25 protein-coding genes are annotated in these 21,895 nt (G+C 70.6%); 16 read left to right on the top strand and 9 right to left on the bottom strand.

All coding sequences use genetic code 11. The annotated features are described in order from the left end of the window. From AB0305_RS05190 to pyrE, 4 genes are all read right to left on the bottom strand, one after another. Positions 1-1,038, bottom strand: coding sequence for a thioesterase domain-containing protein (locus AB0305_RS05190; protein WP_364136346.1), 1,038 nt, complete (start codon positions 1,036-1,038; stop codon positions 1-3). An 87-nt stretch (positions 1,039-1,125) separates the two neighbouring features. Continuing rightward, the gene (locus AB0305_RS05185; RefSeq protein ID WP_364136344.1) at positions 1,126-1,668 is read right to left on the bottom strand and encodes a hypothetical protein; all 543 of its coding nucleotides are present in this window, start codon (positions 1,666-1,668) and stop codon (positions 1,126-1,128) included. Positions 1,669-1,752: 84 nt separating this feature from the next. Continuing rightward, positions 1,753-2,526 carry a GAF and ANTAR domain-containing protein gene (locus AB0305_RS05180; RefSeq protein WP_364136342.1) on the bottom strand — a complete coding sequence of 258 codons (774 nt, stop codon included), beginning with the start codon at positions 2,524-2,526 and terminating at the stop codon, positions 1,753-1,755. 107 nt (positions 2,527-2,633) lie between these two features. After that, positions 2,634-3,218, bottom strand: a complete 585-nt coding sequence (gene pyrE, locus AB0305_RS05175; protein ID WP_364136340.1) for an orotate phosphoribosyltransferase — start codon at positions 3,216-3,218, stop codon at positions 2,634-2,636. Between the two features lie 156 nt (positions 3,219-3,374). Between pyrE and acsA the strand changes: the two genes are divergently transcribed. The 9 genes from acsA to AB0305_RS05130 all read left to right on the top strand — a co-directional run bounded on the left by acsA (position 3,375) and on the right by AB0305_RS05130 (position 11,077). Then, positions 3,375-5,198, top strand: coding sequence for an acetate--CoA ligase (gene acsA, locus AB0305_RS05170; RefSeq protein WP_364136338.1), 1,824 nt, complete (start codon positions 3,375-3,377; stop codon positions 5,196-5,198). After that, the gene (pdhA, locus tag AB0305_RS05165; protein ID WP_364136336.1) at positions 5,195-6,223 is read left to right on the top strand and encodes a pyruvate dehydrogenase (acetyl-transferring) E1 component subunit alpha; all 1,029 of its coding nucleotides are present in this window, start codon (positions 5,195-5,197) and stop codon (positions 6,221-6,223) included. The genes acsA and pdhA overlap by 4 nt, the downstream gene beginning before the upstream one ends. Further along, a complete protein-coding gene (locus AB0305_RS05160; protein ID WP_364136334.1) occupies positions 6,220-7,200 on the top strand; it encodes a pyruvate dehydrogenase complex E1 component subunit beta in 981 nt (326 codons plus the stop codon). The genes pdhA and AB0305_RS05160 overlap by 4 nt, the downstream gene beginning before the upstream one ends. 7 nt (positions 7,201-7,207) lie before the next feature. Next, positions 7,208-8,689 carry a 2-oxo acid dehydrogenase subunit E2 gene (locus AB0305_RS05155; RefSeq protein WP_364136332.1) on the top strand — a complete coding sequence of 494 codons (1,482 nt, stop codon included), beginning with the start codon at positions 7,208-7,210 and terminating at the stop codon, positions 8,687-8,689. A gap of 23 nt (positions 8,690-8,712) precedes the next feature. Next, positions 8,713-8,955, top strand: coding sequence for a phosphopantetheine-binding protein (locus AB0305_RS05150; protein WP_364136330.1), 243 nt, complete (start codon positions 8,713-8,715; stop codon positions 8,953-8,955). A gap of 18 nt (positions 8,956-8,973) precedes the next feature. After that, positions 8,974-9,246: an SHOCT domain-containing protein gene (locus AB0305_RS05145; RefSeq protein WP_290256792.1), complete on the top strand. Its 273-nt coding sequence runs from the start codon at positions 8,974-8,976 to the stop codon at positions 9,244-9,246. Further along, the gene (locus AB0305_RS05140) at positions 9,243-9,812 is read left to right on the top strand and encodes a sulfocyanin-like copper-binding protein (RefSeq protein ID WP_364136328.1); all 570 of its coding nucleotides are present in this window, start codon (positions 9,243-9,245) and stop codon (positions 9,810-9,812) included. The genes AB0305_RS05145 and AB0305_RS05140 overlap by 4 nt, the downstream gene beginning before the upstream one ends. A 68-nt stretch (positions 9,813-9,880) precedes the next feature. Continuing rightward, on the top strand, positions 9,881-10,321 hold the full coding sequence (locus AB0305_RS05135; RefSeq protein ID WP_364136326.1) for a DUF6153 family protein: 441 nt from the start codon (positions 9,881-9,883) through the stop codon (positions 10,319-10,321). Positions 10,322-10,450: 129 nt separating this feature from the next. Continuing rightward, entirely contained in the window at positions 10,451-11,077 is a 627-nt protein-coding gene (locus AB0305_RS05130) for a DUF305 domain-containing protein (protein WP_364136324.1), read from the top strand. 3 nt (positions 11,078-11,080) lie between these two features. Here the strand turns inward: AB0305_RS05130 and AB0305_RS05125 are convergent, their stop codons facing one another. Next, positions 11,081-12,334: an FAD-dependent oxidoreductase gene (locus AB0305_RS05125; protein ID WP_364136322.1), complete on the bottom strand. Its 1,254-nt coding sequence runs from the start codon at positions 12,332-12,334 to the stop codon at positions 11,081-11,083. 207 nt (positions 12,335-12,541) lie between these two features. Here AB0305_RS05125 and nadE point away from each other — a divergent pair, with 207 nt between their 5' ends. After that, positions 12,542-13,363, top strand: coding sequence for an ammonia-dependent NAD(+) synthetase (gene nadE, locus AB0305_RS05120; protein ID WP_364136320.1), 822 nt, complete (start codon positions 12,542-12,544; stop codon positions 13,361-13,363). A gap of 7 nt (positions 13,364-13,370) precedes the next feature. Here nadE and AB0305_RS05115 read toward each other — a convergent pair whose 3' ends face one another. Next, entirely contained in the window at positions 13,371-14,144 is a 774-nt protein-coding gene (locus AB0305_RS05115) for an IclR family transcriptional regulator (RefSeq protein ID WP_364136318.1), read from the bottom strand. 224 nt (positions 14,145-14,368) lie between these two features. Here AB0305_RS05115 and AB0305_RS05110 point away from each other — a divergent pair, with 224 nt between their 5' ends. The 4 genes from AB0305_RS05110 to AB0305_RS05095 are packed head-to-tail and all read left to right on the top strand — an operon-like array spanning position 14,369 to position 17,237. Next, complete coding sequence (locus AB0305_RS05110; protein ID WP_290256799.1) at positions 14,369-15,091, top strand: CoA transferase subunit A; 723 nt, start codon at positions 14,369-14,371, stop codon at positions 15,089-15,091. 34 nt (positions 15,092-15,125) lie between these two features. Next, entirely contained in the window at positions 15,126-15,821 is a 696-nt protein-coding gene (locus AB0305_RS05105; RefSeq protein ID WP_364136316.1) for a CoA transferase subunit B, read from the top strand. After that, positions 15,818-17,002: an acetyl-CoA acetyltransferase gene (locus AB0305_RS05100; protein WP_364136314.1), complete on the top strand. Its 1,185-nt coding sequence runs from the start codon at positions 15,818-15,820 to the stop codon at positions 17,000-17,002. Before AB0305_RS05105 ends, AB0305_RS05100 begins: the two co-directional genes overlap by 4 nt. Next, entirely contained in the window at positions 16,989-17,237 is a 249-nt protein-coding gene (locus AB0305_RS05095; RefSeq protein ID WP_364136312.1) for a hypothetical protein, read from the top strand. The genes AB0305_RS05100 and AB0305_RS05095 overlap by 14 nt, the downstream gene beginning before the upstream one ends. 150 nt (positions 17,238-17,387) lie before the next feature. Here AB0305_RS05095 and AB0305_RS05090 read toward each other — a convergent pair whose 3' ends face one another. From AB0305_RS05090 to AB0305_RS05080, 3 genes are all read right to left on the bottom strand, one after another. After that, the gene (locus AB0305_RS05090) at positions 17,388-17,933 is read right to left on the bottom strand and encodes an NAD(P)H-dependent oxidoreductase (RefSeq protein WP_364136310.1); all 546 of its coding nucleotides are present in this window, start codon (positions 17,931-17,933) and stop codon (positions 17,388-17,390) included. A 91-nt stretch (positions 17,934-18,024) separates the two neighbouring features. Beyond that, entirely contained in the window at positions 18,025-18,885 is an 861-nt protein-coding gene (locus tag AB0305_RS05085; RefSeq protein ID WP_364136308.1) for a 3-hydroxyacyl-CoA dehydrogenase family protein, read from the bottom strand. Positions 18,886-18,896: 11 nt separating this feature from the next. Continuing rightward, positions 18,897-20,108 (bottom strand): MFS transporter, encoded by a 1,212-nt coding sequence (locus AB0305_RS05080; protein WP_364136306.1) that lies wholly within the window; start codon positions 20,106-20,108, stop codon positions 18,897-18,899. A gap of 94 nt (positions 20,109-20,202) precedes the next feature. On the opposite strand from AB0305_RS05080, the gene AB0305_RS05075 reads away from it, so the two are divergent. Both AB0305_RS05075 and AB0305_RS05070 read left to right on the top strand, forming a co-directional pair. Further along, complete coding sequence (locus AB0305_RS05075; protein ID WP_364136304.1) at positions 20,203-20,775, top strand: TetR-like C-terminal domain-containing protein; 573 nt, start codon at positions 20,203-20,205, stop codon at positions 20,773-20,775. Between the two features lie 39 nt (positions 20,776-20,814). Further along, entirely contained in the window at positions 20,815-21,870 is a 1,056-nt protein-coding gene (locus AB0305_RS05070) for a zinc-dependent alcohol dehydrogenase family protein (RefSeq protein ID WP_364136302.1), read from the top strand. Positions 21,871-21,895 lie beyond the last annotated feature (25 nt).

The raw sequence follows: 21,895 nt of genomic DNA, 5'->3' as shown, positions 1-21,895 counted from the left end.
CTAGAACGCCACCTTCCGGCCGCCGCCGGCCGGAAGGGGCAGGATCTGGTCCTGGAGCTGCTCGACCAGCTGCTTGTAGATCCCCGGGTTCCACTGGGGGCTGGCGTGGGCCGGCCGGGCGCCGTCGGTCTGCAGCGAGTCGGAGACCATGTTGCCCGCGAACCGCAGCATCCAGGAGTCCCGGGCCGTCTCGTAGCTGACGGTCTGGTCCGCCGGGTTGCCAATGAACGCCATTCTGGCGTCGCCGAGCTTGCCCACGTACCGGCCCGGATCGAAGTGGTAGATGTAGGCGGACTCGCTCTGGATCAGGACGCTGGACGGCGCGATCGGGGAAAGCTGCTCGAGTGTCTGGTCAACGATCTGGCCCCAGGTGCGCTCGTGTTTGTTGAGCACCCGTTCGCCGAGCTCGTAGCCGCCGCGCAGCACCGTGGGGAACCGGACGCCGCTCTCGTAGAGGAACACCACACCCTCGAACCAGCTCTGGTCCAGCACGTCGCTGCGGGTTGCGGGGCTGGAGTCCAGCAGGATGAAGGCCACCTTGACGCCGTGCAGTTCCAGCAGCCGGGCGGCCACCTGCACGGCGACCATCCCGCCGAAGCTGTGGCCGTAAAAGTAGAGGGTCTCCAGCTTGTGGGCGCGCACGTGCTCGATCACGGCGATCACGATCTTGTCGATCTCCAGGCCCACGTTGGAGTAGCCGACGGCGGCCAGCTGGCCGCGTTTGTTCATGGCGCCACGCAGGGAGTTCAGGATCCACTGGGCCTCCTCCCAGCTGGTCTTGAAGCCCGGGAAGAGGATCCAGCTGGCGCGCGGGTAGTAGCGTTCGGCGACGTCGTCGGGCACGGTCAGGATCTTGTTCACCCGGCGCTCGGCCTGGACGCGGCGGGTGAAGAGCATGTCCGCGGCCAGGAGTCCCGCGGTGCCGGCGCCGATCAGGAAGTTCCGCCGGGAGAACCGTTCCAGTTCGGCGGCGTGCCGGAGGAGCCGGGCATCCGCCTTCGCGGTTCCGCCCTCCGTCACTTCGGTCTCACGCGGCACACCACAACCGTAACCACTGCGGCTTCCACGGGAAAATGCTCCGGTTCGGGGAGTGCGGCGCCGCCGGGTCCGCGGCGCCCGGACAGGTCAGAGGGTTTCGGTTTCGCGGTCGAATTCGCGGCGGGACATCTCGAACCGGATGTCCTCGTAGTGGGCCAGCAGCTCGGAGGCGGCGCCGCGGGCGGGATCGTCGAGCTTGCTGAAGGCGTCGTCCGAGGCCGCCAGCAGTTCGGCGTCCGAGTACCGGCCCAGCGGACGGATTTTGGCGGCGTGGAAGTCGGCGGCGGCGAAGTCCAGGTCCTCGAAGACGCTGCCGGACGCGTCGGCTGAGCACTGCAGTTCCAGCGAGACCCCGGCGGAAAGGGGCGGCGCGCCGGAGAGGTCCAGCTGGCGGCTCTGGCCGTCGATGGCGTTGAGGTCGTGGCGCAGGCCGGCGAGGGCGGCGGATTCGACGAAGGGCGAGCGGGAGAGATCCACGCGGATGTGCCAGGTGAAACCGGAGCGGCGGATGCGCTGGATCAGCTGCAGGAGGGCCGGACGGGTTTCGCGGTTAAGGGTGCCAATAACATCGATCCGGACGATGTCGAGACCGACGTCGAGCTTTACGTGAGCGTTCAGGGATTGGTCCATAGGTACTCCAAAGAAGGTATCTTTGGCCGACGGCTCAACCTCGCTCAGACTATCGGCCGAATACTAGCGGCACAAGTTCCCGGATCAGCCCGCGGCTTGCCGGCCCGGCTCCTGATAGTGGGTCCGGGTGCCGGAACCACCCACGGACTTCACCAGCGAGGTCGCCACCTCACGGAGTTTGATGTTCCCGTGGTTGGAGGCGTCCGTCAGGATCCGCACCGCGGTCTCCTGGTCGCAGCGGTTCTGGGCCATGACGATGCCGATGGCCATGTCGATCACCGTGCGGGACTCCAGGGTGGCGCGCAGGTTGCTGGCGCTGTCCGCATGCAGCGAGCAGCGCACGGCCATGCGCAGCGCCTGGCTGATCTGCCGGGTGTAGTGGCGGGCCTTGTCGGCTGCCTCGCCGTCGAACTTGCGCGGGACGTCGGAGTAGAGGTTCAGCGCCGCCTGCGCCTCGCCCTGCAGGTGGAACGGGACGGAGAGCACCGAGCGCAGGCCGAACGAGGCGACGGCGTCGGCGTATTCGGGGCCCCAGCGCTCCTCGTCCAGCAGGTCGGGGACGTAGACCTCGCGTTCCTCCTGCGCCGCCGTCAGGCAGGGACCCTGGGCCAGCCGGTACTGGATCTCGTCGATCGCCCGGGCGTCGTCGCTGCTCCAGCCGATCGTGGCGGCCTTCCGGTCGCGCAGCAGGGTGATCCCGCAGAGCGCGTCCTCGCCGTCGCCGGCCACTTGGTGTGCGGAGAACCGCGCCAGGTCGTTCAGGAACTCCTCGAAGTCACTGCTGTCGAGGATGAGGTCCTGGACCTGGTCTACCAGCGTTCCAAGGTCGGTCTGGGTGTGGTCATGGGAAGGGGGCATGGGCGGTGTTCTCCGGCTGCAGGCGCCGGCATGCCGGCGCGGGTGTTGAGGAAATGATAAGTCGGGCCCCAAACCCGGTCCAGAGGATTCCGCTGCAGGGAAAACCCTTAGTCCAGGCCCAGTTCGTCCTTGCCGAAGGCAAACAGGTAGGGCACGCCGGCCTCGGCCTCGATCTTTTCCTTGGCACCGGTGGCCCGGTCCACGATCACGGCGACGGCCACCACGTTGCCGCCAGCCTTCCGCACACCCTCGACCGCGGTCAGCGCGGAGCCGCCGGTGGTGGAGGTGTCCTCCAGGACCAGGACATTGCGGCCCTCCACGGAGGGGCCTTCCACCTGGCGGCCCATGCCGTAGGACTTCTGCGCCTTGCGGACCACGAACGCGTCCACCGGGCGGCCGGCGTCGACGGCGGCGTGCATCACCGCGGTGCCCACAGGGTCTGCGCCCATGGTCAGGCCGCCGGCGCACTCGAAGTCGATGCCGGCGTCGTCGAGCAGGGACAGCATGACCTGGCCCACCAGGCGGGAGGCCTCATGGTGCAGGGTGATGCGGCGCAGGTCGATGTAGTAGTCGGCCTCGGCGCCGCTGGAGAGGATGACCTTGCCGCGGACGACGGCGAGTTCCTTGATCAGTTCCAGGAGGCGGGCGCGGGCGGCGGCGGCGTCGGCCGCGGTGTCAGTGGAGGCTGTCATGGCACCCAGTTTAGTGGCAGTACAGGCTCGGACGTGCCGCCCCGACCGGCCCCACGCGGCGCCGCTCGGCCCCCGCATTGTCCGCTCCCGGCCCCCGCTCTGGCGCCGGGACTAACGGCTCTTGGCACCGGCGGGGAGCGGGCGTCCGATGTAACCATGACGGCAGGAACCGCGCCCTCGCTCCGCTGGCCGGCCATCGGGAAAGATCCCGACAGCTTCCGGGTCCGCCCCCATCTGGCCGATTACGATGCCGCCCGCGCCGCGTTCAGCTGGGACGAGGCCCGGCGGCAGCTCTCGGGGCTGCCGGGCGGCCGGGGCCTGAACATCGCGTACGAGGCGGCGGACCGGCACGTGGCGGCCGGGCTCGGCGGCCGGGAGGCGCTGCGGTTCATCCGGGCCGACGGCGGCGCCCACGCGCTGACCTACGCGGACCTGGCCGAGCGGAGCAACCGGTTCGCCGCGGCACTGCGGGGACTCGGCGTCGGCCGCGGCGAGCGCGTCTTCTCACTCCTGGGCCGCAGCCCCGCCCTCTATACCGCCATGCTGGGCACGTTCAAGAACGCCAGCGTCTTCTGCCCCCTGTTCTCCGCGTTCGGCCCCGAACCGGTGCGGCAACGCCTGCAGCTGGGCGGTGCCCGCGCCCTGGTCACCACCCGGGCGCTGTACCGGCGGAAGATCGCCCCGCAGCGGGACGCACTGCCGGAGCTGCGGCACGTCCTGCTCGCTGACGCGGACGGCCACCCGGAACCGGGCACGCTGGACCTGGCCGCGCTGCTGGCGGAGGCGCCCGCGGACGAGGAGATCGCCGCCACGCAGCCGGAGGACATGGCGCTGCTGCACTTCACCTCCGGGACCACCGGAACGCCCAAGGGTGCCATCCACGTCCACGACGCCGTCACCGCCCACCACGCCACCGGCACCTTCGCCCTGGACCTGCACCCGGAGGACATCTACTGGTGCACCGCGGACCCGGGCTGGGTCACCGGCACCTCCTACGGCGTCCTCGCCCCGCTCAGCCACGGCGTGACGAGCATTGTGGACGAGGAGGAAATGGACGCGGACCGCTGGTATCGGATCCTCGCCGGCGAGCGCGTCTCGGTCTGGTACACGGCGCCCACGGCCCTGCGGATGCTGATGAAGGCCGGGGCGGAGCGCGCCGCCGGCCATGACCTGTCCGCGCTGCGGTTCGTCGCCAGCGTGGGCGAGCCGCTGAACCCGGAGGTGGTCCTCTGGGGCCGGGAAGCCTTCGGCCAGCCCGTGCACGACAACTGGTGGCAGACCGAGACCGGCGGGATCATGATCGCCAACTTCGCCGCGACGGAGATCCGGCCCGGGTCGATGGGGCGGCCGCTGCCGGGCATCGAGGCGGCCCTGGTGCTCAGGGACGAGGCGGACAGGCCGGTGGTCCGGGACGGGGCCGCGGTGCTGGTCACGGACCCGGATACCATGGGCGAACTGGCGCTGCGGCCGGGCTGGCCCTCGATGTTCCGCGGCTACCTGAATGAGGAGGAGCGGTACCGGAAGTGCTTCGCCGGCGGCTGGTACCTCACCGGCGACCTGGCCCGGTGCGACGCCGACGGCTACTACTGGTTCGTGGGCCGCGGCGACGACGTGATCAAGTCCTCCGGGCACCTGATCGGCCCCTTCGAGGTGGAGAGCTCGCTGATGGAGCACGACGCCGTCGCCGAGGCGGGGGTGATCGGCGTCCCGGACCCGGTGGCCGGGGAGGTAGTGAAGGCGTTCGTGGAGCTCCGCCCCGGCGTCGAACCCTCCGAGGAGCTGCGGCTGGACATCATCGCCTTCGCCCGGAAGCGGCTGGGGCCGGCCGTGGCGCCGCGGCTGCTGGACTTCACCACGGCGCTGCCGAAGACCCGCAGCGGCAAAATCCTCCGCCGGCTGCTGAAGGCCCGCGAGCTGGGCCTGCCGGAGGGCGACACCTCCACCATCGAGTCCGGTCCGGCGTCCAGGGACCCGGCGTGAGCGGCCCGGACGCCGTGGAGCTGCTGCGGCAGATGCTCCGGGTGCGCCGGCTCGAGGAGAAATGCGTCGAGCTCTACAGTGCCGCCAAGATCCGCGGGTTCCTGCACGTCTACATCGGCGAGGAGGCGGTGGCCGCCGGGGTGCTGTCCGCGCTGGGTCCGGAGGACGCCGTCGTCGCCACCTACCGCGAGCACGGCCATGCCCTCCTGCGCGGGGTGTCCGCCGGCGCCATCCTGGCCGAGATGTACGGCAACGTCGAGGGCTGCTGCCGGGGCCGGGGAGGGTCCATGCACCTGTTCGACGCCGCCACCCGCTTCTACGGCGGCAACGCGATCGTGGCCGGCGGGCTGCCCCTGGCGGTGGGCCTGGCGCTCGCGGACAAGCTGGCCGGCCGGCCCCGCGTCACCGCCTGCTTCTTCGGCGAGGGCGCCGTCGCGGAGGGAGAATTCCACGAAAGCATGAACCTCGCCGCGCTCTGGCAGCTGCCGGTACTGTTCTGCTGCGAGAACAACCTCTATGCGATGGGCACCGCGCTGGGCCGCTCCGAGTCGCAGACGGACATCGCACTCAAGGCCGCCGGCTACGAGATGGCCGCCTGGGCGGTGGACGGGATGGACGTGCTGGCGGTGGAGGACACCGCCCGCCGCGCGGTGGACGCGGTCCGGGCCGGCGGCGGGCCACACTTCCTGGAGCTGCGCACCTACCGGTTCCGGGCCCACTCGATGTTCGACCCGGAACGCTACCGGGACAAGGCCGAGGTGGCGCGGTGGCAGGAGCGGGACCCGATCACACTGTTGCGCACATCCCTGGCGGGTTCCGGCGATCTTCCCGACGCGGACTGGGAGCAGCTCCAGGCCGACGCCGACGCCGAGATCGCAGCCGGCGTCGCGTTCGCGGAGGCCGGGACGCCCGAACCGGTCGCGGACCTGGAACGGTTTGTCTACAGCGAGGCCGGCGCTTCCGGGGGTTCCGAAGCCGGCGCTTCGGGGAGTTCCGGCGCCGATACTTCCGGGAGCCGGCCATGAAGTCCAGCTACCGTGAGGCCCTCCGCGCCGGAATCCGGGACGCGCTGCAGCGGGACAGTCGGGTGTTCCTGATGGGTGAGGATGTGGGCGCGTACGGCGGTTCGTTCGCCGTCAGCCTGGGCCTGCTGGAGGAGTTCGGGCCGGAGCGCATCCGGGACACCCCCCTCTCCGAGTCCGGGTTCGTGGGCGCCGGGATCGGGGCGGCCCTGGGCGGGATGCGTCCGATCGTCGAGATCATGACGGTCAACTTCAGCCTGCTGGCCCTGGACCAGTTGATGAACAACGCCGCCTCGCTGCTGCACATGTCCGGCGGGCAGTTCCACGTCCCGCTGGTGGTCCGGATGACCACCGGGGCGGGCCGGCAGCTCGGCGCCCAGCACTCGCACAGCCTCGAGGGCTGGTACGCGCACATCCCGGGGCTGCGGATCCTCGCCCCCGCCACCCTGGAGGACGCCTTCGGCATGCTCTGGACCGCGCTGGGGGACCCGGATCCGGTGCTGATCTTCGAACACGGCTCGCTCTACAACGTCCAGGGCGAGCTCGCCGAGGATGCCGGCGCCGTCGACATCACCACCGCCGCCGTCCGTCGGCCCGGCACGGACATCACCCTCATCACCTACGGCGGGACGCTGCCGCTGACCCTGGAGGCGGCGGACCGGCTCGCCGGGGACGGGATCGACGCCGAGGTGCTGGACCTGCGCACCCTCCGCCCGCTGGACGAGGCCACCATCCTCGCCGCGGTGCGACGGACCCGCCGCGCCGTCGTCGTCGATGAGGGTTGGCGCAGCGGCAGCATCTCCGCGGAGATCTGCGCCCGGCTTGGCGAGCAGCTTTTCTACGAGCTCGACGCCCCGGTGGCCCGGGTGTGCAGCGCCGAGGTGCCCATCCCGTACTCCAAGCATCTGGAACTGGCGGCCCTCCCCTCGGCCGAGCGGGTGGTGGCGGCCGCGCGCGGGGCGGTGGGGGCGCGTGGGTGACTTCCTGATGCCTTCCCTGGGGGCGGACATGGACCACGGGAAGATCGTCGAATGGCTGGTCAAGCCCGGGGACTACGTCCGCCGCGGCGACCTGGTGGCCGTGGTGGACACGGACAAGACCGTCATGGACATCGAGTCCTTCCAGGAGGGGGTGGTGTCGGAGCTGCTGGTGGGGCTGAACCAGACCGTGCCGGTGGGAACACCCGTGGCCCGGATCACCCAGACCCCGGCCGAGGTCCCCGGGCCGACGCCGGAGGCTCCCCCGGCGTCCGTGGCCCGGCCTGGCGCTGTGATACCACCCCCCTCAACGCCGCCGGTCCGCTCTTCCACGGAACCGGTACCTGCCGCTAGGCCGCCGGCCCCGGCACCGGTCGCGCCGCCGGTCCGGCACCTGGCCCACCGGCTCGGCGTGGACACGGACCGGATCCACGGGACCGGCCGGGACGGCGCCATCACCCGGGCCGACGTCGAACACGCCGCAGCGGCAAGACCCGGCCCTGCCCGAGCTACGGCCGGCCCGGTGCGGCGTGGCCGGGCGGAGCCTGACCGGGAGGAGTCCGGCCGGGTTCGCGCGGCGCCACGCGCCCGCCGCCTGGCCGCGGAGCTCGGCGTCGACCTTTCCACGCTCGCCGGGACCGGCCCGGACGGCGCCATCACCGCCCAAGACATTCAACGCGCCGTCCAAGCGCGGCAGACACCGCCCGCTGCTCCCCCGCCGGAGCCGCCCGCGGCGCCCGCCGCTCCCGAACAAGGCGGACAGCTACAAGCCGTGCCGGAGCCGGCCGCCTCCGCACAGTCCGGCACCGAAACCCCGGCGACGGACCGGACCGCGGCGCTCCGGCGGGCGATCGGCTCGCTGATGTCACGCTCCAAACAGACCATCCCGCACTACTACCTCAGCGCCACGCTGGACCTGCGCGCGGCCATGGACTGGATGCAACACGTCAACGCGCAACGGCCCGTGGCGGCCCGGCTGGTCCCCTCAGCCTTGCTGCTCAAGGCCGCGGCGCTCGCCGCCCGGGACGTACCGGAGGTCAACGGCTTCTATGTCGACGACGAATTCCGGCGCAGCCCCGCGGTTCACCTGGGCGTGGCGGTTGCCCTGCGGCAGGGCGGCCTGGTGGCGCCGGCCCTGCACGACGCGGACACCCTCACCCTGGACGAACTGATGGCCCAGCTGCGCGACCTGGTGGGCAGGGCCCGGGCCGGGCGGCTGCAGCGGGCCGAAATGGCGGACCCCACGCTCACCGTTACCAACCTGGGCGACCTCGGCGTCGACAGCGTCTTCGGCGTGATCTACCCGCCGCAGGTGGCGCTGCTGGGACTGGGCCGGGTGCAGGAACAGCCGTGGGCGGAGAACGGGATGCTGGGCGTGCGGCACGCGGTGACCGCCACCCTCTCGGCCGACCACCGGGTCAGCGACGGCCTTCGCGGCGGCCGCTACCTGGCCCGGATAGGGGAACTGCTGCAAACGCCCGAAGAGCTTTGACCACGAGCTGGAACGGAGAGGCCATGAACGAACAGGACGCCCGGGAGGCGGTCCGCGCGGCGTTGCGGAAGGTGGCGCCCGACGTCGAACTGGACGACGTCGACGGCGGCGCACGGCTGCGCCAGGACCTGGAGCTGGACTCGCTGGACTTCCTCCGGCTGGTGGAAGTGATCGACACGGACACCGGGGTGGACATCCCCGAGCGCGACTACCCGGCCGTCGCCACGGTGGACGGACTGGTCGGCTACCTCGGCAGCCACGGGTAGGGATAGAGAGGCACTGTCATGATGAATGGTTGGTACGGAAACGGGTGGGGCCTCGGCGGCTGGATCGTCATGGCCTTGCTGATGCTGATTTTCTGGGGCGGCGTGATCACGGTGGTGGTGCTCCTCCTGCGGCGGCCCCACCACCCCGGCCACGGCTTCCCGGAGCGCGGCTTCCCGGAACAGCCCGCGCACGATGACGCCGAGCGGATCCTCAACGAGCGCTTCGCCCGAGGGGAAATCGACGAGCAGGAGCTCACCGCGCGGCGGGCGGCCCTGAGGCGCCGGGAGTGAGCGGGCTCTCCCGGCGGGGCCAGAACCTTGTGGCGGGCGCCGCCGTCGTCCTCTTGACCGTGCTGAGCCTTTTGGCCGTCGGACTCTTGGGCACCCCGGCCGGGCACGGCCCCGGCGGGCGGCCCGCGGCCGGCTGTACCGTCCCGGCCCTGACCGGAACCCAGATCAACGTCACGTTGACGAACATGGGCGGACCGGTCATGCGCCCGCGGAACGGCATGATGGGCGGGGCGATGCGGCTGCGGGCCGACCGCGGCACCGTCACCCACGGCACGGTCTCCTTCCTGGTGACGAACGCCGGGAGCATCAGCCACGAGATGGTGATCCTCCCCCTGCCCGACAACCAGGTCCCCGGAACCCGTCCGGTCGGGCCGGACGGCACAATCGACGAAAGCGGCAGCCTCGGGGAGGTCTCCGCCAGCTGCTCCGAAGGCTCCGGTGAGGGAATCCTGCCCGGCACCTCGGGCTGGGTGACCCTCACTCTGCCGCCGGGCCGGTATGAGCTGGCCTGTAACCTCCCCGGCCATTACGAGGCCGGCATGTACACCCAGCTCACCGTCCCCTGAGCCCGGCCCCGGCGAGATAGCCGCCGGTGGTAAAGGTAGCCTTGGATCAGCAGCTTCCACCAGGAGGGATGATCGCCGTGACCGGACGGGCCGCCAGCATGATGGCCGTCCTGCACCGTGCCCGGATGGTCCTGCTGTCCGTGGCCCTGATGGCCGGCATCCTCGGAATGCACGTCATGTCGCTCGCACCGATGGACGGGCACGGCACCCCGGCGGAGGCCTCCGCCGGGGTCCACAGCGCCGCAATGCCCGACCACAATCACGGTGGCCAGCAGCAGCCGGGGACGGCACCCGACGACCATTGCACCGGCCCGCACGGCGGTACCGGCATGCACACCATGGATCCCTCCTGCACTCCTGCCGCGGCGTCGGCGTCTTTCGCGGCCCCGCCGCCGGGCACCGGTGTCGCCGTCGCCACCCCGCCGTCCGGCGTCTTCGTGGCGGCCCCGCGCTGGTCCTATCTTCCCGGGAGCCCATCCCCCGGGGACCTTTGCATCAGTCGCACGTAAAAGAAGAGAGCGCGCCGTGAAGCCCCCGGCGCCCGCCCCGCCGGCCACCCATAGGGCCTGGCCGGCGCGTCAACGACGCGTACCTCTTCCGCGGGCGCCCGAGCGCCCGAAACGATCCGAAGGACCCCGATGAAAGCCCAGAAGTACCTTGCCCTGTCCGCCACCGCCGTCGCGGCCGCCCTTGCCCTCGCCGGCTGCGCTTCCGGCTCCAGTACAGGCTCCGCCCCGATGAATTCCATGAACGGCATGGATCACGGAAGTATGTCCGGCAGCGCACCCGCCAGCACCGCGCCAGCCGCCTCGGACCACAACGCCGCGGACACGATGTTTACCCAAGGCATGCTCCCCCACCACCAGCAGGCCGTGGAGATGAGCGACCTGATGCTGGGCAAGAGCGGCATCCCCGCGCCGGTCAAGGACCTCGCCTCCAGGATCAAGGCCGCCCAGGGCCCGGAGATCGCCACCATGACCGGCTGGCTCAAGGGTTGGAACGAGTCCGCCACCATGGCGCCCGGCCACACCATGGAGGGCATGATGGGCGACGACGACCTGAACGGCTTGAAGGCCGCCCAGGGCACCGAGGCGGCCAAGCTGTTCCTAACCCAGATGATCGCCCACCACCAGGGCGCCGTCACGATGGCCAAGACCGAGATCGCCCAGGGGAAGAACGCCGACGCGGTGGCACTGGCGAAGAGCATCGTCACCGCCCAGGAGGCCGAGATCAAGGAGATGCAGGGGCTGTTGCCGACCCTCTAGGCGCTAGGTCCGGGCCTGCGGGCTTGCCCCGGCGCGGCGCGCAAACGCCGGGGCATGCTCGGGCAACGGTCCGAAGCCGATCAGCCGTGGCATCAGGCCGCGGATGGCCGGGAGCCGGCGGGCCAGCAGGATCACGATGCCCGGGATCCGGGTCCGTTTCCCGGCCATCACCGGCCCAAAAATCGCCCGGTGCATCAGGCGTTGCGCGGTCTGCACGATCACGGTGGGCGGGCGGCGCCGTCGTTCCACCTTCTCCAGGTCCTCGGCACTGACGGTTCCCCGCAGCAAGGCGGGGGCCAGCAGTTTCGCGGCGGCGACGGCGTCCTGGATGGCGAGATTGATGCCGACGCCGCCCGCCGGGGACATCGCGTGGGCCGCATCGCCGATGCAGAGGAGCCCGTTCAGGTGCCAGGACCGCAGCCGGTCCAGCCGGACGTCCAGCCAGTGCAGGTCGTCGAGGGAACCGATGGCATCCACGCGGTCGGCGAGGTCGGGCCGCAGCGCCGCGATCCGCCGTCGGAAGCCCTCCACCCCCTCGGCCCGGATCCGCGCGTCCGCTCCCTTGGGGGCCAGGTACGCGATCTGGTAGTAATCGGTGCGGTTGAGGGCGATCAGGGCCTCGCCGGGGCCGAGCGCCGGGATCAGTCCTGCCACCTCGCCGGCTTCCTCGGCGTGGCGCGGGAGCCTGAACCACCAGGTGTCGAACGGGACGGGAAACTCCACGGGGGCGAGCCCGGCCGCGGCCCGGAGTGCCGAATGCCGGCCGTCGGTCGCCACCACCAGGTCCGCCCGCAAATCCTCCTCGACACCGTCCGGGCGGCGCAGGCGGATGCCGCGGACCCGGCCGCCGTCGCGGATCAAGCCGGTGGCGGAGTGGCTCATCAGCAGCGTGAAGCCCGGTTCCTCGGCCGCGGCGGCCGCCAGGAAGTTAAGGAAATCCCACTGCGGCATCATGGCGATGTAGTCATAGGGGGGCTTCAGCAGTCCGAAGTCGCCCAGGGTCACCGGCGGCCCGCCCGGTACCGGCAGGACCACGCTCCGCAGCTTGCTCTGTGGCAGCCGGCGGAACTCCTCGCCGAGTCCCAGTTCGTCGATCAGCCGGACCGTGGAGGGGTGGACGGTGTCGCCGCGGAAGTCGCGGAGGAAGTCTGCGTGTTTTTCCACCACCGTCACGCGCACGCCGGCCCGCGCCAGCAACAGGCCCAGCATTAGGCCGGCCGGACCGCCGCCCGCCACCACACATCCCGTGGACTCCATGGCCATACGCTACGCCGGTCCGGACCCTGGCGGCAGGGCCTTAACGGGCGCATTTCCGCGCCGGTTCCGGACCGCCGCGGCGGAAACGGACCGGCGCACCCCGGGTCCGCGGCGCACCGGTCCGGAAGCTCCGCGGAGACCGCGCCGGGAGCTCAAGTAGGCGGCAACAGTTGAGCCCGGGGGACGCCGCTGACTAGGCTGAGGGACATGCGTGAACTCCAGGCGAAGATCATCGAGGAAATGGGCGTGCAGCCCCGGATCGATCCGGCCGGGGAGGTGCGCAAACGCGTCACGTTCCTGAAGGAATACCTCAAGGCCAGCCACACCAAGGGCTTCGTCCTGGGCATCTCCGGCGGACTCGATTCCTCGCTGGCCGGCCGGCTGGCGCAGCTGGCGGTCGAGGAGCTCGAGGACGAAGGCACGGAGGCCGACTTCGTGGCGGTGCGGCTGCCCTACGGCGTCCAGCACGACGAGGAAGACGCCCAGGCCGCACTCGACTTCATCCGGGCCAAGACCGAGTGGACCTTCAACATCTCGGCCGCCGTCGACGGCTTCGAGGACGAGTTCGAGAAGACCACCGGCGACGGCATCTCCGACTTCCACAAGGGCAACACCAAGGCCCGCACCCGCATGACAGCCCAGTACGCCCTGGCCGGCGAGCGCAACTACCTGGTGATCGGCACGGACCACGGCGCCGAATCCGTCACCGGTTTCTTCACCAAGTTCGGCGACGGCGGCGCGGACATCCTCCCGCTGTTCGGCCTGAACAAGCGCCAGAACCGGGCCCTGCTGGCCGAACTCGGCGCCCCGGCGCGGATCTGGGAGAAGGTGCCGACGGCGGACCTGCTCGACAACACGCCCGGCCGCACCGACGAGGACGAGCTGGGCCTGAGCTACGACACGATCGACGACTACCTCGAGGGCCGGGACGTCCCCGAGGCGGCAGCCGAGGCGATCGAGAAGCGCTACCTGCAGACCCGGCACAAGCGGACCGTGCCCGTCTCCATCTTCGACACCTGGTGGAAGTAATAGCCTCCTAGGCTCCCTGTAGCTGCAGCGAGATCCGGTGGGCCTCGTCCAGCAGCAGGCGGCCCAGCTGCTCGCCCCGCTCGCCGCGGAAGCGCGGTTCGATGCCGGTCAGGGACAGTGCCCAGGCCGGGCGGCCCCGCCGGTCGAACACGGCCGCGCCCATCCCCCAGCTGCCCTCCAGGACCAGCCCGGGATTGACCGAGTAGCCCGTGGACCGGGTCAGCTCCAGGTTGGCCCGGACCCGTTCCTCCGTGTGCCCGGCGGCGAAGCTGCCCGCGTGGGCCTCCCAGTCCGACAGGATCTCCTCCTGCTCCTCGTGCGGCAGGAACGCCATGATGGCCGTCCCGGCGGAGGCCACCCCCAGGGGGAAGCGGACCCCCTCGTGCAGGACGAAGGACCGCACCGGGAAACTGCCCTCCTCCCGGAGCAGGCAGACGGTCTCGGCGCCGCGGCGGATAGAGAAGAAGGCGCTCTCCCCCGTCTCCTCGGCCAGCCGGCGCAGGCTGGGCCGGGCGATGTCCTCCAGCGGGAACCGGGCCGAGGCCACGGACCCAAGCAGCAGGATCTCCGGGCCCAGCACCCAGTGACCGCTGACCGGATCCTGATCCAGCAACCCCTCCGCGGCGAGCGAGCTCAGCAGCCGGTGCACGGTGGGCCGGGTCAGCCCGGACTCGCGGACCAGCTCGGCCAGCCCGGACCCCTCCGGCTTCCGCCCGACGATCCGCAGCAGCGCCGCCACCCGGCTGACCACCTGCGCGCCCTGCACCGGAACAGCACTCATCTGAACCCTCCAACCGCTCAAAAGCATCCTAATCATCCACAATATGGACAGCTCATAGCCTACCGTCCACACTGTAGAAGTCCACGGAATTCCGGGAATTTCCCGCGTTGACAGTGTTCCACGCCACACTCTAAGCTCCTTCATCAGGTCACCAGTCCACAAAGTGGATGGCGGCTTCGGCCCCGCCGGCCGCCAACAGCTCGAACGCTCAACGAGGAGATGCCATGTCCAAGCTCAGAACCAGCGCAGCCGCCGCCCTGCAGGATGTCCTGCGGGACGGCATGACGCTCGCCGTCGGCGGCTTCGGCCTCAGCGGCATCCCGGCGGACCTGATCGAGGCCGTGCGGGACTCCGGTGTCAAGGACCTCACTGTCGTCTCGAACAACATGGGCGTGGACGGCAAGGGCCTGGGCCTGCTGATCGAGGCCGGCCAGGTCCGCAAGGTCATTGCCTCCTACGTGGGCGAAAACAAGCTCTTCGCCGAGCAGTACCTGGCCGGCAAGCTGGAGGTCGAATTCACCCCGCAGGGCACGCTCGCGGAGCGGATGCGCGCCGGCGGCGCAGGCATCCCCGCCTTCTACACCAAGACCGGCGTCGGCACCCTGGTGGCCGAAGGCAAGCCGCTCGCGGAGTTCGACGGCGAAACGTACGTCCAGGAGCGCGCCATCAAGGCCGACGTCGCCCTGGTCCACGCGCACACCGCGGACACCGACGGCAACCTGATCTACCGCTACACCGCGCAGAACTTCAACCCCGTCGTCGCCACCGCCGGCGCCGTGACCATCGCCGAGGCCGAGGTGATCGTCGAACCCGGCCAGCTGGACCCGAACCACATCGTCACCCCCGGCGTCTTCGTCCAGCGGCTGGTCCAGGCCACCGACCGGGTCAAGGACATCGAACAGCGCACCGTCCGGCCCCGCGCCGAAGCCGCCCCCGCCGCGGTCTGATCCGCCCCACCGACACTTTTCCAGGAGACTCACCATGGCTTGGACCCGCAACGACATGGCCGCCATCGCGGCCGAAGAACTCAACGACGGCGACTACGTCAACCTCGGCATCGGCATCCCCACCCTCGTGGCCAACAACCTGCGCGAGGGCGTGCGGGTGGTGCTGCAGAGCGAGAACGGCCTGCTCGGCATGGGCCCGTTCCCCTACGAAGGTGACGAGGACGCGGACCTGATCAATGCCGGCAAGCAGACCGTCACGGTCCTGCCCGGCGGCAGCATCTTCGACTCCGCCACCTCCTTCGGCATGATCCGCGGCGGCCACGTCAAGGTCGCCATCCTCGGCGCCATGCAGGTTTCCGGTGCCGGCGACCTGGCCAACTGGACCATCCCCGGCAAGATGGTCAAGGGCATGGGCGGCGCCATGGACCTGGTGGCCGGCACCCCGCGCGTCGTCGTCCTCACCGAACACAACGCCAAGGACGGCACCGCCAAAATCGTCAAGGAATGCACGCTGCCGCTGACCGGCCTGAGCTGCGTGGACCGCATCATCAGCGACTTGGCCGTCTTCGACCTGGTAAAGAACGAAGACACCGGTAGCCGCCGGCTCACGCTCACGCGCCTCGCCCCCGGCGTCACGGTCGAGGAGATCCGCGGGAAGACCGAGGCGGAGTTCGACGTCGATCCCGCCCTGGAAGAGACCACTGACGCGCTTGAGGAGGCCCGGGCATGAGCCTGAAGGACCAGTTCGGCAAGGACGTCCTGCTCACCGGGTGGGGCCACAGCCGCTTCGGCAAGCTGACCGAGGAGACCCTGGAGTCCCTGATCGTGCAGGTCGCCACCGAGGCGATCGGCAACGCCGGGATCGAGCCGGGCCAGATCGACGAGGTCTACCTGGGCCAGTTCAACTCCGGCATGATGCCGCTGGCGTTCCCGTCCTCGCTGGCTCTGCAGGTCTCCGAGCAGCTCGCCAATGTGCCCTCCACCCGGGTGGAAAACGCCTGCGCCTCCGGTTCGGCCGCCTTCCAGCAGGGCACCAAGTCGCTGCTGGCCGGCACCGCCAAGACCGTCCTGGTGATCGGTGCCGAGAAGATGACGCACGCCGGGGCCGACGTCGTGGGCGCCGCCCTGCTGGGCGCCGACTACGACATGGCCGGCAAGCCCTCCACCACCGGCTTCACCGGGCTCTTCGCCGAGGTCGCCAAGCACTACGAGAAGCGCTATGGCGCTGTTTCCGACGCCCTGGGCACCATCGCGGCGAAGAACCACCGCAACGGCGTCGATAACCCCTACGCCCAGCTCCGCAAGGACCTCGGTGAGGAGTTCTGCCGGACCGTGTCGGATAAGAACCCGATGGTCGCCGATCCGCTGCGCCGCACCGACTGCTCCCCCGTCTCCGACGGCGCCGCCGCCGTCGTGCTCTCCGTCGCCCCCACCGGCGGGGCCACCGCCCCGGTCCGGCTTGCCGGCTTCGGGCAGGCGAACGACTTCTTCCCCGCCGAGCGCCGGGACCCGACGGCGTTCGCCGCGACCCGCGCCTCCTGGCAGCGGGCCCTCGGCATGGCCGGCGTCGGGTTGGAGGACCTGGACTTCGCCGAGGTGCACGACTGCTTCACCATCGCCGAGCTGCTGATGTACGAAGTGATGGGCCTGACCGAGCCGGGCCAGGGCGCCCGGGCGATCGAGGAGGGCTGGGTCTTCAAGGACGGCAAGTTCCCGGTCAACGTCTCCGGCGGCCTCAAGGCCAAGGGCCACCCGGTCGGCGCCACCGGCGTGTCCCAGCACGTCATCGCGGCGATGCAGCTCACCGGCACGGCCGGGGACATGCAGCTGGCGGCGCCGCGCCGGGCAGCGGTACAGAACATGGGCGGCGTCGGCATTGCGAACTATGTCAGCGTGCTTGAAGCCGTCTAAGCCGGCGCCCGCCGAACTGGTCTGGGCCACCAATTGGCTGGGCCTGCCGGCCGGGGCACCCGTGATGGTGCTCCGGCCCGGCGGTGTGCCGGTCCCCGCCACCGTGGAGCTCGCCACCCCGGACGGGAAGATCCTCTGGGTCCGCTACCAGTCCACGGGCGAGCGCACCATGCTGTTCAAGTCCGACGGCACCCAGATCTGGTGCGCGAACCCCGATGCCCCCGCCAACCATTGAGGCGGGAACCCCACAGGCTGGTGGTGGGGCACCGGACGATCACCCGGATCGTCAACCTATCGCAACGTTGCGGTGCCCCACCCCATTTATAGGTCTCCGGCCGGAGCCGTGACGGCCATCCCCGTGCAGTCCCCCCGCCAGCCCCTTAGGTCAGTTGGCGGCGGCAGGGACGGCGGAGAGGAGCTCCCGGTAGCGGGCGGCATGGTCCGCCACGTCCTCCCGGGTCGCCCGCGGCGCCCCGTGCAGGACCAGCGGTTCGGCCATCTCCAGCCCGCAAAGATGTGCGGTGGCCTCCAGCGGACGAAGCAACTCCGCCATGGTGAAGCGGTTGTGCCCCGTCGGCGTGTACGCAGCCTCGGGGCCGCCGGTGGAGATGACCAGCTGCAGGCGCTTGCCGTGCAGGGCGTCCCCGCCGGCACCGTAGGCGAAGCCGTAGGTGAGGACCTGGTCCATCCACTCCTTCAGGACTCCGGGGACGGAGTACCAGTGCCAGGGGAACTGCAGGACGATGGTGTCGTGCCGGCGCAGGCGTTCCTGCTCCGCGGCGGCGTCGACGCGCCGGTCCGGATAAACGGAGGCGATCTCCCGGACGGTCACGCCGTCGATGTCCCTGATCGCCGCGGCCAGCTGCGCGTTGATTCCGGATGTGGCCAGGTCGGGGTGGGCGACGACGACGAGGGTGCGGTGCGTGCTCATGGAGGGGGGTGCTTCTCTCAGTAGACAGGTCTGTCTGTTACGACATCGAAGGTACCAGACAGACCTGTCCGTTCACAACCGAACAGGCGGCTCAGGCGTAGTCGCTGTAGAAGCCGCGCCCGGACTTGATTCCGAGCCAGCCCTTGCCGATGTATTCCTGCAGCAGCGGGGCGGACTTGTTCTCCATGCCGGCCAGCTCGCAGTAATGGTTCTCGATGTCGAGCACCACATCCAGGCCCACCTGGTCCATGAAGCGGAACGGTGCCGTGTCCGCCTTGAAGACGTCCACGAACAGGGCATCCACGTCCTCCGGCTCGGCCACGCCCTCGGCCACCACCAGCAGCGCCTCGCGCTTGATCGCGGCCCAGACCCGGTTGAAGATGAAGCCGGTGCTTTCCTTCCGGACCAGGTGCGGCGCCAGCGCGTAAGCGGGCAGTTCGGTCATCAGCAGGTCCAGGACGGCCGGGTCGGTCCGGCCGCAGGACATCAGTTCCACCGAGCGGACGGCAGGCGGCATGTAGAAGTGCATGTTCAGGACCCGCTCCGGGCTGGCCACGCCGCCGATGAACTCCGAGGACGCGAACGACGACGAGTTGCTGGCCAGCAGGGCATCCGCCGGGGCCAGCCGGTCCAGGTCGGCGAAGATCCCGCGCTTGAGCTCGAGCTTTTCGGGCGCCGCCTCGACCACCAGCCAGGCGTTGTCCAGGGCTGCGGCGAGATCGTCGCCGGAGGTGATCCGGCCGGCCGGCGCGGCGCCGTGCTCGGCCGCGACGGCGGGGCGCTCGGCCTCGATGAAGTCGACGGCGGCCCGGCCCACGGCCGGGTTGAGGTCGAAGATGCGCACGTCGGCGCCGCGCAGCGACAGCATCAGGGCCACGCGGCGGCCCAGGGTGCCGCCGCCGATGACGGTGATGGGCCGGACGGCGGTGTCGGCGGGGAGGGTGAAGGTCATGGCGTTTCCTTTCAGGATGCTGCCGGGGAACCGGCAGCGAGGGTGGGACGGTGGGCGGGGTTTTTCCGGAGGGTGCGGAGCAGGGCCGGAATGGCGGCGAGCACCAGGGCCGCACCGTAGATCAGCGTGGTTCCCTTCATGCCGGCCACGGCCACCAGCAGCCCGGCGGCCACGGCGGGGACGCTGAAGCCGAGATAGCAGATCAGGTAGATGCTCGAGAGCATGCCCACCCGCTCGTGCGGTCCGCAGAGCGGCAGGGTCATCCGCATCGCGCCGAAGTACCCGCTGCCGAAGCCGACGCCGGCCACGACGGTGCCCGCGAAGTACAGCGGCGCGGATCCGAGCTGGACGGCCAGCACGGTCAGGGAGATGCCGGTGATCAGGGAGACGACGCCTGTCAGCAGCGTGGTCCGGTCCGAGCGGCGGCGGACCACCAGGATGGCCAGGGCGCCGGGAACGAAGAGGGCAAACAGGGCGAGGCCGCCCACCAGCACCGAGTTGTCCCGGGTAATGGCGTGCGCCAAGGCCGGGCCCAGCGAGAGGTAGAACCCGGCCAGGGCCCAGGTGGCCGCGGCCACCGGCATGGTGGCGGCCATGGTTTTCCGGGCGGAGCCGGGGATCCGGGCCTCGGGCATCAGGGACCGCAGCCAGCCCGGGGCCACCTGCCCGGCGCTCGGCAGCCGGAGTAGCGCCACACCGAGGACCAACAGGAGCGCGGCGAGGAAGAAGTAGACGGTCTTGGTCGGCTCGGGGAGGAACCTGACGACGGAGGCGGACCCGAGCGCGCCGATGGAGAGCCCGATCGGCGAGGCGGCGCTGTTGACCAGGGACCCGCGGCCGCGGCGCTTCGGGCCTTCGAACGCCAGCAGCGCGGCGCCCGCGGCACCCATCGCGGCGCCGGTCGCCACGCCCTGGAGTGCCCGGGCGGCCAGCAGCACCTCCGGCCCCGGAGCGAAGGCGAAGGTCATCATCGCGCCGATCTGCAGCGCCACCGCTCCCAGGAGCACCGGCCGGGTGCCGAGGTGGTTGGCCAGCGAGCCGACCACCAGCAGGGTCAGCAGCACGGCCACGGCGTAGACGGCGAAGATCACCGTGACCGCCGCGGAGCCGAGGCCCCACTCGCGGGCGTAAAACTCGTACAACGGCGACGGCGCCGACGAGGCGCCGATGAAAACCGTCAAGAGCGCCGCGTGAAGCCAGAACGCGGTACCGGTGTTCTTCACAACTGATCCTGCCTACTCGAAACAACCAAACGCACAATCTGTGCATTAAGAGGCTATACCCGCTAAAGCGGATAATTTGCCTTAGGCTGGTGTGATGATGACGACAGCGACCCCCCGCCCCGGCGGCCGGAGCGCCCGCGTCCAGCAGGCCGTGCACCAGGCCGTGCGCTCCCTGCTGGCGGAGAACGAGGGCGACCGGACCGCGCTGTCGGTCCCGCTGGTGGCGGACCGGGCCGGCGTGAACTCCTCCACCATCTACCGCCGCTGGGGGGACCTCCCCCGGCTGCTCGCCGCCGTCGCCTCCAACCAGATGCTCCCCGAGCAGGTGGAGGACACCGGTTCGCTCCGCGGCGACATGGAGGCCTGGTTCATCCCGTACGTGGAGGAGTTCTCCTCCGAACTGGGCCGGCAGGTGCTGTTGGACATGCTGGCCGACGGTGCGGTGACCCGGGACTACTTCGCCCTGATGCAGGGCCACGTCGAGGAGCTGCGCAGGCTGGCCCGGGCGCGCGGGGAGACGGCGCCGGACGCCCGCGAGATCGTTGACGCCGTCGTCGCCCCGGTGATCTACCGGATCCTGTTCAACCACGAATCCGCCGCGGAGCTGGACGTCCGGACCCGGATCGGGCGTCTCCTCGACGGACCACGGACCGCTGGCCGGGACTAAAATCGGTCCATCCCCATCACACCCAGAGCAAGGAATCCCATGCGCGCCACCATCATCCACGGTCCGGGCGATATCCGGGTCGAAGACCGCGACTACCCCACCGTCCAGCAGCCCACCGACGCCGTCGTCAAGGTCACGGCAGCCTGCGTCTGCGGCTCCGACCTCTGGCCCTACCGTGGCGTGAAGCCCACCCACAAGCCCTCCGCGATCGGCCACGAGTTCATCGGCACCATCGAGAGCCTGGGCGACGAGGTCACCGGCCTCGCCGTGGGCGACCTGGTCATTGCGCCGTTCGTGATCAGCTGCGGCGAGTGCCCGCAGTGCCGCAACGGAGTGACCGTCGCCTGCGACCGGCTGGCCGGCTGGGGCGGCACCGACGACGCCGGCCACCCGGTCGACGGCGGTCAGGGCCAGGCCGTCCGCGTCCCGCTGGCCTCCTCCACGCTGGTCAAGGTCCCCGGCATCACCGAACCCGACGACGCCCTCCGCGCCAGCCTGCTCACCCTCTCCGACGTCATGGCCACCGGCCACCACGCCGCCCTCGCGGCGCAGGCCGGCCCCGGCCGGACCGTCGTGGTGGTGGGCGACGGCGCCGTCGGCCTCTGCGGCGTGCTGGCCGCCAAACGGCTGGGTGCCGAGCGCATCATCGCAATGTCCCGGCACGCTGACCGGCAGGCGATCGCCCGCGAATTCGGCGCCACGGACATCGTGGCCGAGCGCGGGGACGAGGGCATCGCCAAGGTGCGCGAACTCCTGGGCGGCGTCCTGGCGGACTCCGTGCTCGAATGCGTCGGCACCAAGGAATCGATGGACCAGGCGCTGCGCAGCGTCCGTCCCGGCGGCGCCATGGGCTTCGTCGGCGTCCCCACCGGGGGCGCCGAAATCCCGGTCCGCTACCTGTTCGACACCAACATCACCATCGGCGGCGGCATGGCCCCCGCGCGCACCTACATCCCGGAACTGCTGGCCGACGTGCTCAACGGCAGCATCAATCCGGGCCGGGTGTTCGACGCCGTCATGCCACTGGAGGAGGCACCGGAGGCCTACCGCGCCATGGACGAACGCCGCGCCATCAAGGTGCTCCTCACCCCGTAACATCCCGATCCGCGGCGGGGGCCGA

It is taken from the genome of Arthrobacter sp. NPDC080086, assembly GCF_040702285.1.
The sequence above is the reverse complement of the archived record's forward strand: the minus strand, read 5'-3'. Positions and strand labels throughout refer to the sequence as shown.